General features: G+C 44.1%; 11 protein-coding genes. 6 read left to right on the top strand and 5 right to left on the bottom strand.

The genetic code is table 11. The features are described from left to right. Positions 1-47 precede the first annotated feature (47 nt). The gene (locus tag PN499_RS04510; RefSeq protein ID WP_272030485.1) at positions 48-1406 is read left to right on the top strand and encodes an aspartate aminotransferase family protein; all 1359 of its coding nucleotides are present in this window, start codon (positions 48-50) and stop codon (positions 1404-1406) included. A 245-nt stretch (positions 1407-1651) separates the two neighbouring features. On the opposite strand, the gene PN499_RS04505 is transcribed toward PN499_RS04510, so the two are convergent. From PN499_RS04505 to PN499_RS04490, 4 genes are all read right to left on the bottom strand, one after another. Further along, positions 1652-2656, bottom strand: a complete 1005-nt coding sequence (locus tag PN499_RS04505) for an ABC transporter permease subunit (RefSeq protein WP_272030484.1) — start codon at positions 2654-2656, stop codon at positions 1652-1654. Further along, complete coding sequence (locus PN499_RS04500) at positions 2653-4278, bottom strand: sugar ABC transporter ATP-binding protein (protein ID WP_272030483.1); 1626 nt, start codon at positions 4276-4278, stop codon at positions 2653-2655. Before PN499_RS04500 ends, PN499_RS04505 begins: the two co-directional genes overlap by 4 nt. A gap of 90 nt (positions 4279-4368) precedes the next feature. Further along, positions 4369-5346, bottom strand: a complete 978-nt coding sequence (locus PN499_RS04495) for an ABC transporter substrate-binding protein (RefSeq protein ID WP_272030482.1) — start codon at positions 5344-5346, stop codon at positions 4369-4371. 454 nt (positions 5347-5800) lie between these two features. Beyond that, positions 5801-6310 (bottom strand): pentapeptide repeat-containing protein, encoded by a 510-nt coding sequence (locus tag PN499_RS04490; RefSeq protein ID WP_007357118.1) that lies wholly within the window; start codon positions 6308-6310, stop codon positions 5801-5803. A 14-nt stretch (positions 6311-6324) separates the two neighbouring features. Between PN499_RS04490 and PN499_RS04485 the strand changes: the two genes are divergently transcribed. Beyond that, positions 6325-6960 carry a YraN family protein gene (locus PN499_RS04485; protein ID WP_272030480.1) on the top strand — a complete coding sequence of 212 codons (636 nt, stop codon included), beginning with the start codon at positions 6325-6327 and terminating at the stop codon, positions 6958-6960. A gap of 45 nt (positions 6961-7005) precedes the next feature. Here the strand turns inward: PN499_RS04485 and PN499_RS04480 are convergent, their stop codons facing one another. Further along, complete coding sequence (locus PN499_RS04480) at positions 7006-7395, bottom strand: hypothetical protein (RefSeq protein ID WP_007357116.1); 390 nt, start codon at positions 7393-7395, stop codon at positions 7006-7008. 149 nt (positions 7396-7544) lie between these two features. On the opposite strand from PN499_RS04480, the gene queA reads away from it, so the two are divergent. The 4 genes from queA to PN499_RS04460 all read left to right on the top strand — a co-directional run bounded on the left by queA (position 7545) and on the right by PN499_RS04460 (position 12247). Then, positions 7545-8654, top strand: a complete 1110-nt coding sequence (queA, locus tag PN499_RS04475; RefSeq protein WP_272030479.1) for a tRNA preQ1(34) S-adenosylmethionine ribosyltransferase-isomerase QueA — start codon at positions 7545-7547, stop codon at positions 8652-8654. 234 nt (positions 8655-8888) lie between these two features. Continuing rightward, complete coding sequence (locus tag PN499_RS04470; protein WP_272030478.1) at positions 8889-10334, top strand: carotenoid oxygenase family protein; 1446 nt, start codon at positions 8889-8891, stop codon at positions 10332-10334. A 571-nt stretch (positions 10335-10905) separates the two neighbouring features. Continuing rightward, positions 10906-11745, top strand: a complete 840-nt coding sequence (locus PN499_RS04465; protein ID WP_272030510.1) for an SDR family NAD(P)-dependent oxidoreductase — start codon at positions 10906-10908, stop codon at positions 11743-11745. A gap of 229 nt (positions 11746-11974) precedes the next feature. After that, the gene (locus PN499_RS04460) at positions 11975-12247 is read left to right on the top strand and encodes a hypothetical protein (protein ID WP_272030476.1); all 273 of its coding nucleotides are present in this window, start codon (positions 11975-11977) and stop codon (positions 12245-12247) included. Positions 12248-12417: the final 170 nt, after the last annotated feature.

The following is a 12417-nucleotide window of genomic DNA, read 5'->3' as shown; positions in this document are numbered from 1 at the left end:
AAGAAACCTAACCCCCAGCTCTATACTCAACTTTAGGAGAAGTTTAAATGAACGATCGCCTACAACAAAAACATCTAGAAGCGTTGCTCGCTCGCTATATTCAACGCACTAAAACATCAAAGCAACTCGCGCAAAAATATCGTTCAGTTTTAGCGGATAATAGAGCGGCTGATGGGTTTCGCTTTCCTGTAAAAGAGATGTTTTATCCCATTGTCGCGAAGCAATCGCTTGGTTCCCGAATGTGGGATGTTGATGACAATGAATATATCGACATTACAATGGGGTTTGGAATCAATCTTTTCGGTCACAATCCGCCCTTTATTAAAGAAGCGATTTTAGAGCAAATGGATCGAGGCGTACAAATTGGCCCTCAATCAGAATTAGCTGGTGAAGTGGCCGAGTTAATCAGCAAACTAACTGGGATGGAGCGGGTAGCATTTTCTAATACCGGTACGGAAGCTGTGATGACAGCATTACGTTTGGCAAGAGCTGCAACTGGACGCAATAAAATAGCCTTGTTTTCTGGTTCTTATCACGGTCATTTTGATGGAACCCTAGCGATTGCTAAAGAAGTAGATGGTCATCTACATACTCTTCCTAAAGCATCAGGAATCCCCTCTAATTTTGTCGAAAATGTTCTAGTTTTGGATTATGGAAACCCTCAGTCTCTTGAAATTATTAAAGCTAATCAACAGGAATTAGCAGCCGTTTTGGTTGAACCCATACAAAGCTTCCGCCCCGATTTTCAGCCTAAAGAATTTCTCTATGAACTCAGGCAATTGACTAAAGAAACTGGTATTGCGTTAATCTTTGATGAGATGGTAACTGGCTTCCGAATCGATCTGGGAGGAGTACAAGCGTTGTTTGGTATTCAAGCAGATATCACCACTTATGGTAAAATTGTAGGTGGGGGTATGCCTATTGGTATCGTCGCTGGCAAGGCTACTTACTTGGATAAAATTGACGGCGGTATGTGGAATTATGGAGATGAATCTTACCCCCAGGTAAAAACGACAATCTTTGCTGGGACGTTTTGCAAGCACCCCCTAGCGATGGCGGCGGCTCGAACTGTTTTGCAATATTTGATCGCTCAAGGCCCTTCACTTCAACAACAGCTCAATCAGCGGACTTCAGAGTTAGTTAAAACCTTGAATGTTTATTTTAAAGAGCAGGAAATTCCCATCTGGCTTGTGAATTTTGGCTCCCAATTTCGCCCAGCAGCATCGACGAATATCGATCCGCTACTTTTTCACTTACTGGAAAAAGGTCTCTATATCTGTGAAGGACGTAGCTGTTTTCTTTCCACTGCTCACAGCAATGAGGATATTTCTACTATTATTCAAGTAGTTAAGGATAGCGTACAAGAAATGCGAGCGGGAGGTTTTTTCCCAGTTTATTCTAATTAATTTTAGGGTAGGCTGAACAAGTGAAACCCATTCCAAAGTTTTTAGTTTTAAGTTATAGGATGGATATAGCGAAGTCCTATACTCATCCTTCTCTTGAGTCCTATAAATTTAGAAAGTTGGGTTTCGCTTTGCTAAACCCAACCTATATTAAGCTTTTCCACACTTAAAAACTGCATCTTGAGCTTAGGTTTAATTAGGTGAAGCTACTTAATTTTCAGAATTAGATAATTTCCCTTTTTTCACTCTCATGCAAGGCTAGAACGAGTGCGAAGTTTGTCAATTGTCACGGCGATAATAATCACTAGACCTTTGACAACTAACTGCCAGAAAAACGATACGTTCATCAGGGTTAATCCATTATTGAGTAGGGCAATAATTAGGGCACCAAGTAATGTACCCCAGATAGTGCCAATCCCACCCGTGAAGCTCGTTCCTCCCAAAATGACAGCAGCGATCGCATCGAGTTCGTAACCTTGCCCTAACATCCCCGTCGCACTGTAGAGGCGCGATGCGCTCATAATACCGCCTAAACCAGACAGTAACCCACTCACGCCATAGACAAATAACAGTACCCGATTTACCTTAATTCCTGTTAGTCTTGCGGCCCGTGAATTACCCCCCACAGCGTAAATATGTCTGCCAAGAACAGTCCGCCGTAAGACAAACCAACTTGCTAATACTGCCAGAAAAGCTATGATTACTAACCAAGGAATCGGCCCCAGATAATTATTGCCTATCCAGGCAAAATTAAGATTGCGATTAATAACTGTAGTGCCATTAGCTACCAAATAGGCAACCCCTCGCAGCGCAGTATAAGAACCCAGCGTAACGATGAATGGAGGTAAGCCCAAATAGGCAATTAACGAACCATTAAGTAATCCCAAACCAATTCCCGCTAATAGTGCAGCAGGTACGGCGAACCAACCCAGACCTGGAAGTAACGATACCAGTACCCCAACAACTGCTGTTACTCCTAAAATTGACCCCACTGATAGGTCAATTCCTCCAGTCAAAATCACAAACGTCATCCCCGTAGCTAGCACGATATTGATCGATGCTTGTCGAATGACGTTAATAAGATTTCCTAGTGAAAGAAAGTTGGGCGTAACCAGTGAAAAAACTATACAAATTACAATCAAAATCGGTAGGATACCGGCAACCTGGATAAAATTTCTCCAAGCTTGAACTTTACTCGCTTTGGAGCGATCGCGACCTGAATTTATGCTGCTTTTCGCTTGTGTTTGACTCATAGTTTTTGTACCCCTCTTGCTCCAGTGGCATAAGCCATAATGTTCTCTTGTGTAATCTTTTCCCCAGTTGAGCCGCCTACTTCACCAACTAAGCTTCCGGCCCGCATTATTAAGACGCGATCGCTCATTCCCACAATTTCCGGCAACTCGCTGGAAATCATCAAAATGGCGACACCATTTGTTGCCAAATCGCTAATAATGCGATAAATTTCGCTTTTTGCCCCAATATCTACACCTCGCGTTGGTTCATCTAGTAAAAGTACCTTGGGGTTAATTGCTAACCAACGTGCTAGCAATAACTTCTGTTGATTTCCTCCAGATAAATCCATTGCTCTAATGCTAGGACTGGCAAGACGAATACCTAAGTTTTGAATGGCATCAGTCACAACTTGAGCCAGAGATTTTGAGTTGATAATCCCAGCTTTTGCTTCTCGATCGAGCACATTCAAAGTGATATTTTCACCCGAACTCATTTCTAGAAATAGACCTAAATTTTTGCGGTCTTCCGGTACATAGGCAATGCCAGCTTCAATGGCATCATCGGGGCTAGAAATGTTCAATGGATGCTGCTCTTTAATATCTTCTGGCACATAAGCAATTCCTGATTGAATGGCATTACTTGGCTCGGAGATATTGAGAGGACGACCCTCCAATTTAATTTCCCCGCTCATTTTTGGATCGGCACCAAAAATCAGACGAGCAAGCTCAGTTCTACCAGCACCAACCAAACCAGCTAAACCAACAATTTCGCCAGCATGGAGTTTAAAACTTGCAGACTTTACCTTTTTCCGGCCATCACTTAAATTGGTTACTTCCAGAACAACTGAGCCAGGATTTGTTTGACGTTTATGTTCGTATAAATCCTGTAACGGGCGACCTACCATCATTTCCACTAGGCGTTCTGCGGAAATTTCGCTTTTTTCCAAAGAGCCAATATAGCCACCATCTCGGATTACACTAACGCGATCGGCAAGGGCATAAATTTCTTCCATGCGATGGCTAATATAAATAATAGCAATCCCCTCTTTCCGCAACCGATGAACGACTTCAAAAAGCTTTTCTGTCTCGCGGTCTGAGAGCGCTGCTGTTGGCTCATCCATCACTAAAATGCGGCTTTTATCTTTTAGCGCTCTGGCGATCTCAACTTGCTGCTGTTCGGCAATTGAAAGTGTTGAAACCAAGTCTCCAGCATCAAAACTGGCATCAAGATTTTCTAGTACCTGCGATGCCTTACTCCGCATTGCGCTTTGGTCGATTAGAGCGCCCCCTTTTGTGAGTTCGCTCCCCATAAAAATGTTTTCGGCAACTGTTAAATTGGGGGCGAGATTAAGCTCTTGATAAATAATCGCTATTCCCAACTCTCTAGCTTGACCGGGGCTAGTCATCCTAATAGTTTGACCATCAATTCTGATTTCTCCCCGATCGGCTATATAGGCTCCCGCTAAAATTTTCATCAGCGTACTTTTACCCGCACCATTTTCACCCATGAGGGCGTGAACTTCCCCTGGATAAATTGTTAGATTTACATCTTGCAAAGCATTAAAACCGTTAAAGGTTTTTGTAATGCCTTGCATTTCTAGAATTGGTTTAGTCTGTATAGGTGATTCAGAGATATTTACCATTAAAAATCCTCCAGTTTTATGTAATACAGCTTGACTGTATTACGCAACCTGAAACTCACAAACTTTGTCGATATTAAGCCAAAAACTTGTTTATTCACTTGTCCAGCCTTTATGCTCGTTAACGTTTTCACGAGTAATGAGCTTGACTGGAATTAGAATTGTTGGGTCGGCAGGCTTCTTTCCTTTCCGAATATCATTTCCCACCTCAACAGCCTTGGCTGCCATGCGAAATGGGTCTTGAGCTGCTGTAGCTACAAATAAACTATTGTTCTGCTTGAGCGCATCGAGAGCTTCAGGTGCGCCATCGACACCAACAATAAAGAATTCATCTCGTTGTGACTGTTTAGCGGCTAGCTCTGCGCCAATAGCACAAGGGTCATTAATTGCAAAAACAGCATCAATTTTTGGGAAGGAAGTGAGCAAATCGCTCATGACTCTCAACCCACCATCGCGGCTACCTTCTGCATTTTGAGTTTTGGAAAGAACCTTAATCCCAGGATATTTAGAGAATACATTCTCGCACCCTTGGACTCGCTCAATCACTGAAGCAACAGGAGGCCCATTGATAATTACAACACTGCCTTGACCCTTTAAGCGATCGGCAATATATTGACAGCTTACTTCACCAGCTTGGACGTTATTTGAAGTAACTGTGGCATCAACACCTCCATCAGCGGCGGTATCAACTGCAACTATGGGAATGCCTGCTTGCTTAGCTTTTTCTACAGCGGGAGCGATGCCTTTACTGTCAGCAGCATTGAGTATAATCATGCTGACTTTCGAGGCAATAAAGTTTTCAATTTGGTTAAATTGCTGATTTAAATCGTCCCCACTGGAAACGAGAGTTGTCCTTATGTTCGGCCCCCCTAGTTTCTTTGCTTCGGCCTCTGCACCTTTACCAACTTGTACGAAGAAGGGGTTGCCGAGGTCGCGAACTGCTACTGCAACGGATGAAAGTTCAGAACTACTTTCTGTGCTGCTCTGAGGGTTAGGGGGTTCTCTTGAGCAACCGATCAGAGTAATACTTACCCCACTAAAAAAAACCAAGGCGATTGCTAATTGTTTCACCTTAAAACTCCATTAATATTTTCTATTCTAAAAAGTTAAAAGGCGCTTTTATATCTATCTTAAGATAGAGTGTTTCTTGTCTTGAATTAGATTAAGTTTCTTTGCAAATTGATGCAAAATACTCAATTTATGTAATGAACTTATTAAGTATTTGTACTTGCTATATCTCGATTTTCTTCTCTCTGGCGATCGCAACAAAATTCTTATAGAAGAAGGGACTAGGGACTAGGGGCTAGGGAAAGAGGGGAGCTCTTGAGCAGGGGAGATGGGGGAGATGGGTAATTAGCGATTGCAATTAGCAATTAGCCATTAAGTAGATGGACATAAATAAACGCTTATATAACTTGTAGGGTGGGCGCTCGCCGAAACCATATTAGCGACTCGTGACAATATTTTTGCGGCGAGCGCCCACCTTACGTTTATTACCAATTACCAATTACCAATTACCAATTACCTAATCACAAAACAGAGTTTCGCGAGTGTTCCTACCAGTAACCGGATTAGTTCCTCGCGCCACTTTACACAACTTTTCTACCATATCATCGCGGATGAGGATATCCGTAAAGTCAGCACCGTCAACGATCGCCCGTTCAAACTTGGTATTGTAAGCAAAAGCTCCCTCAAGGATTGCATTAGTTAAATTCACTTTAATCATCCGAGCTAAATCCAAAGTCGCCCCCCTAAGATTAGCGCCCTCAAAATTGGCATCTTCCATATTTGCAGCGAAAAAGCTTACACCCTGCAAATTTGCATTGCTAAAATTACTGTTGCGGAGATTTGCCTTGGTAAATTGCGCGTCAGTGAGATCGCGCCCTGAGAAATCAGCACCGACTAGGGCTTCTCTATTGTAATCTAGAGCCAAGGCAGGTACTGGATTAATAGCAATTGCTACCAGACTGACGGCGACAAAGAGAACTAAACTGAACAAGAAGGTATAAATATGTTGGCGAATACTAGAAATCATGCAATTGAAAGCTAATGGGAAACAGCGATCTATCAACTTTTGATTTTACTAGAAAGGGTGTCAAGCTAAGCAACGATCTAGAGCATCCTACAACTGCTGATCCTTCTCGTTTTGCTGGCCTATCCTCAAATGCCAACAATATTGGCAATTTGGGAGAAAACTTAGTAGCGCAGTGGTTGGAGGAACAAGGCTGGGAAATTTTGCATCGGCGTTGGCGGTGTCGCTACGGGGAAATTGATACGATCGCGATCGCACCAGGAGATGGGGAGCGGGGGAGCAGGGGAGAGGAACACAATTACCAATTACCAATTACCCATTACCAATCACCCATTACCAATCACCCATTACCAACTTTAATCTTTGTAGAGGTTAAAACTCGTCGTCGGAGAAATTGGGATGCTGATGGAATGCTTGCTGTTAATGCGACAAAGCAAGCAAAGCTTTGGCAAACGGCAGAAATATTTTTAAGCGATCGCCCAGAATTGGCAGATTACCCTTGCCGATTTGATGTCGCTCTCGTCTGCTGCGAACCTTCACAATCAAATCATCAGCAAAAATCTAGCTTAACTGTGGCGATCGGTGAACCAGTAATAGTAGGGTCTTGGTGTCTTACTCTGCAAGAGTATATCCAATCAGCCTTTAGCCATTAAAAATTAAAGGGAATGGGAAATACCACTTTTTAATTTTTAATTTATTTAAGCAAGAGTTTCTGGGCAGTATCCCAGTCCCTTAACAAACTGCTGGCGAAAGGCTTCAATTTCTTTGCGATCGGGACTGCCGTGACAAACAACTGCCACTTGGTAACGGCGCATGACGCTCAAAGGTGATTGTCCTGTTTCTAAGCTCCAAAGTGCCATTTGCAGGCGAATTTCTGGCTCGTAAGGTATCCCCAGTTCATTCATAAAAGCTCGGAAGTCTCCGTGCTGCTGAGGCGTTAAATATTGACTCATTTTTACTTTTACCACCCAACCATCGATCTGATGAATGACGGTGATAAATTGAACCGGTAGGTCTCTGGGGGTTCGGAGGTAATCAACCACTCTCAGGGTGAGACTGGTATTGGCAATGTAGTAGAGGTATTCCATAGCTCTCCTTGAGGTGAGAAGCTGACGCTATACTTCTATATTCGTGGAGTATCGCTTCCAGCGCTAGGGGAGAAGCCCCCGAATTTGGATGGGGGGTTTTACCCAATTTGTTGCTAAGTTTACAGATTTATTTTACAGAGATATACGAAATGACAGAAATTGATTCCTCATTAGACTTGAAATTAGAGGCTTACAACTACGTACTCCCTCCCGAACGGATTGCCCAAAATCCAGTTGTACCAAGGGATAGCTCCCGTTTACTGGTAGTGGATTCTCCCCATAGCCACCAGCATTCTATTTTTCGGGAGTTGCCAAACTTTCTCAAGCGGGGAGATTTACTGGTTCTCAATAATACCCGCGTGCTCCCAGCTAGGCTTAAAGGTCGTAAACCTAATGGCTACCCGGTGGAAGCCTTGCTAATGGAAGAGCGAGAACGCAATTGCTGGCTGGCTTTGGTTAAACCGGGAAAACGCTTGAAACCAGGTGCTAGGATCGAGTTTGACCCACTCAATGGGGAAATTCCTAATGGCGATCGCTTGAGTGCGACGGTTCTGGAAAGGGATGAGGCTACTGGGGGGCGGCTGTTGCAGTTTGAAGTGCCTGTGGGAATGTCTCTAGTGCAGTTGTTGCCGGAATATGGTCATATACCGTTACCGCCTTATATTAAGAATTCTCAGGCTTTAGGAGAACAGTATCAGACGATTTATGCTGAGAAATTGGGGGCGATCGCAGCGCCGACTGCTGGGCTACACTTTACTGATGAATTACTTAAGGGATTACAGGAGAAGGGCATTGAGCAAGCTTTTGTGACGCTGCACGTTGGGGTGGGCACGTTTCGACCGGTGGAAGTAGAGGATCTTACGACTCATAAGATGCACAGAGAATGGGTGGAAGTACCCGCGATAACGGTAGACAAAATTCGCCAGACTCAGGCAAATGGCGGCCGAATTATTGCGGTGGGTACGACGGCGGTAAGGGCTCTGGAGGGGGCCGCAGCGTCGGCCCAAAAGCAAAATTTACCGTCGCTACAAGCTTTTTGCGGACATACAGATTTATTTATTTATCCCGGTTATCGGTGGCAAGTGGTTGAGGGGCTAATTACAAATTTTCACTTACCGCAATCTAGTTTGCTGATGTTGGTCAGTGCGATGATTGGTAGGCAGCGGTTGTTTGAGTTGTATGAGGAGGCGATCGCACATCAATATCGTTTCTATTCTTTTGGCGATGCGATGTTGATTTTGCCAGAAGTTAATTGTTAATTGTTAGTTGTTAACTGTTAACTGTTAACTGTTAACTGTTAACTGCAATTACGCAGTAATTAATTCAGGACTTACGCACCTGACCAAAGAAACCGGGTTTCTATGAAAAATTGAAGATTATTACTAGATATCTACAAAGAAACCCGGTTTCTGACCTCGTTTCTAACCTGAACGTGCGTAAGTCCTCAATCACCAATTACCAATTACCAATTACCAATTACCAATTACCAAACAATGTCTACATTAAAAACAACTAATCAAGTCTCAACAAAAAAAGCCTGGGCAAAAGCTATTATCAATCCCGCCAAAGAGTTTCCCTCGACTCAGTTACAAGTCCTCAGCGGTAAAATCCCAGAAGGATTGCGCGGTACTTTGTATCGTAATGGCCCTGGAAGGTTGGAACGGGGGGGCGATCGCGCGGGACATTGGTTTGATGGTGACGGGGCAATTCTGGCTGTACATTTTCGCGAACCCAACGCAACCGCAGTCTACCGTTACGTCCAAACTGCCGGATATCAAGCCGAAACAGCAGCCGGCAAATTTCTTTACAGCAACTACGGGATGACTGCACCAGGCCCTTTGTGGCAACGATGGGGCAAACCAGTCAAAAATGCCGCTAACACTTCTGTACTCGCCCTTCCAGATAAACTCTTAGCTTTGTGGGAAGGCGACAATCCTCACGCCCTCGACCTCGAAACCTTGGAAACGAGAGGACTGGACAATCTTGGGGGTCTTGATGATGGGCTTCCCTATTCTGCTCATTGCAAGAGAGATCCCGATACTGGCTATATTTTTAACTTTGGTATTAGCGCTGGTGCCCAGGGTAAGCTCAATCTTTATAAAAGCGACCCTACGGGTAAAATCGTCCAAAGAACAACTTTTCTCCTAGATGGCATCCCGGCGATCCACGATTTTGTCATGGCTGGGCCTTATTTAGTGTTTTTCGTGTCACCCCTGCGCCTCAATCCCTGGCCGCTGTTGGCTGGATTAAGCTGCTACAGCGAATCCTTTGAGTGGAAACCCCAGTTAGGTACGCAAATTTTAGTGTTCGATCGCGAAACTCTCTCTCTGGTAAGTCGCGGTGAAACCGATCCTTGGTATCAATGGCATTTCGCTAACGGTTGGGTAGACTCAACTGGTTCAATAATCATCGATTTTGTTCGTTATCCCGACTTTGTAACCAACCAATATCTTAAGGAAGTCGCCAGCGGACAAACCAAAACTTTTGCTAAAGCGACTCTCTGGCAAGTACGCCTGGAACCACAAACCGCCAAAGTGCAGCAGGCGGAGGAAGTTTTGAACCGACATTGCGAGTTTCCGATTGTGTCCCCGTCGGAAGTGGGTCAACTGTCCCGCTACACTTATCTATCTGTACAACGGGAAGGCGTGGATATTAGTCAAGAAATGTTCGGCGCGATCGCCCGTTTTGACTCTCACACCGGCACCCTCACCTGCGCTGACTTCGGTGAAAATCGTTATCCTAGCGAGCCCATCTACGCCCCAGATCCCAGCGATCGCGATCGCGGTTGGATTTTAACTCTCGTCTACGATGGCAATTCTGACACCAGCGAAGTCTGGATCTTTGACAGTGCAGGCATTGCAGGCGAACCTGTTTGTAGATTGGCATTGCCCAGCGTCGTGCCTATGGGCTTTCACGGGACTTGGAAATCTGCAATCTGAACGTATTGTAAAGAAATGTAACGGGAAATTTATTAAAAATTGTTGCAACCTGTTGATCCCCAGGTTAAGGTGTGCATATAGCCCAAACTGCGGTAACTCTGAATCGAGGAGGTGTACCATTCATGCCCTACATTGCCCAACACTTCACACGGATTGATTGATTCTTTCTTAGAACATCAATTCAGTAGTGGGGATACACGAAATGGAGATTAATTAACACTTACTTACTGAATCGGTAATCTAGGATTTGAAATCTCAGGAGAGTCTACTTGCATGAGGTTGGTTTCAGAGATTAGTGCGAATCTGCAACCATGATTAAATCAAATTCACAACGCTATCAGGACTAATAAGTAGAAGGTAGAAGGCCGCTATTCTGAAAGCAGAAGGAAAATACTGATGTCACCTGCTTTTCAGTTATCAGTCTTGTACGCTTAACTATTTCCTTCTACTAATCCTGCTCGACACAATCTGACAAGTTCATCTCACCAGATGCCGAGAATCATCTATCAACACTATCAAGAAATTCGGCATTGGCTAACTACGCGGTGAGACAAAAAAGGAGAATTAAATGATGAAATTTGAAGGAAAAACAGCTCTGATTACAGGGGCTTCTCGTGGAATTGGGCGGGCGATCGCCATCGAATTAGCCAAACAAGGACTCAAACGGCTGTTGTTAGTAGCCAGGAACCGCCAGCAGTTAGCAGAAGTAGCCGCTGAAATCGAAGTCTTGGGCGTGGAAGTAGTGACTTTGGCGATAGATTTAACAGATTCAGCAGCAGTGAATATTGCGATCGCTCAAGCTTGGCGCGATCGCGGCCCCATTCAACTCTTAGTCAACTGTGCGGGAGTTGCCCACCAAGCCTCTTTTTTACGCTCCCCCATGCCATTAATTCAGGAAGAATTAGCCTTGAATTTAATGGGTACATACACCATAACTAGCCTCCTAGCTCGGCGAATGGCAACCCAAAAAGAGGGAACAATTGTTAATGTTTCTAGCTTGATGGGTAAATTTGCCGCTCCCACAATGGCAACTTATTCTGCTACGAAATTTGCAATTTTGGGATTCACCCAAGCTTTACGCAGCGAGTTAGCACCTTACAATATTCAAGTGACAGCTTTACTGCCATCTCTGACAGATACTGACATGGTGCGAGACTTCCATCAATTTCGCTGGGTAGTGCCAATGACTGCCGAAAAAGTTGCCCAAGCATTGATTGTGGGACTAGAAAAAGATTCCCCAGAAATCTTAGTCGGATGGCAAAGTCATGTAGCCGTGTGGTGCCACCGAATTGCTCCTTGGTTGATGGAATTGGTTTTGAAAATGGCGACTCCGCAGTTGCAAACTAAGCAGTTACAAACTAAACCAAATCCCAGCCAAAAATTGCGTGAGGCTTTAGCTGGATCGCGATAATTTATTTGTTAACAGTTAACTGTTACTGTTAACAAATAGTTGTCTAATTATTGCAGGGGAATCCCCCGTGTTGCCCCGATTTTGTGAGGTTAGCACGGGGGTTGACCTCTACTTTATTAATAAATTTATATTGATTGTGTTAAATTTGCGGGACAATGAAATAATATAAAATTAAAATTGTTTTTGTCAGCAAGAACATAGATATTGAGCGATCGCACATTCTCCCTATATGAGCAATATACCTCTTGCCCCTCCCCCTGAAACAGCGAACTGGCAATGTCCAGAGTGCGGTGGCACCGGTTCTGTCAATCAGGAAATTTGTCCTGTGTGTCTTGGGGCGAAATGGATTGATAGTCCAGCGGCTGCCAAATGGTTACTGGATTTCATGGAGTCTGAGGGTGGCCGTACTGCTGAGATTGAGCAATTGCGAAAAGAAGAGCCCGATCCTCTAACTTTGGCAGTATGTCTGGGAGTCTGTGCGGCAATTAAGCGATCGCCGTAGCGAGGGGCTAGGGGCTACGATGCTCCGATGCTCAGGGAAGAGATGGGGAGAAACTTAATCAATTAAAAATTAAAAATGCAAAATTAAAAAAAAATGCAAAATTAAAAATTGTGAGATTTAATTTTTAATTTTTAATTTTTAACTTTTAATTAATCGGAGGGGAGATGGGG

Origin of the sequence: Kamptonema animale CS-326 (assembly GCF_028330895.1) — a bacterium.
Classification (GTDB): Bacteria; Cyanobacteriota; Cyanobacteriia; order Cyanobacteriales; family Microcoleaceae; genus Kamptonema; species Kamptonema formosum.
This window is presented reverse-complemented; position numbering and strand designations above follow the sequence as displayed.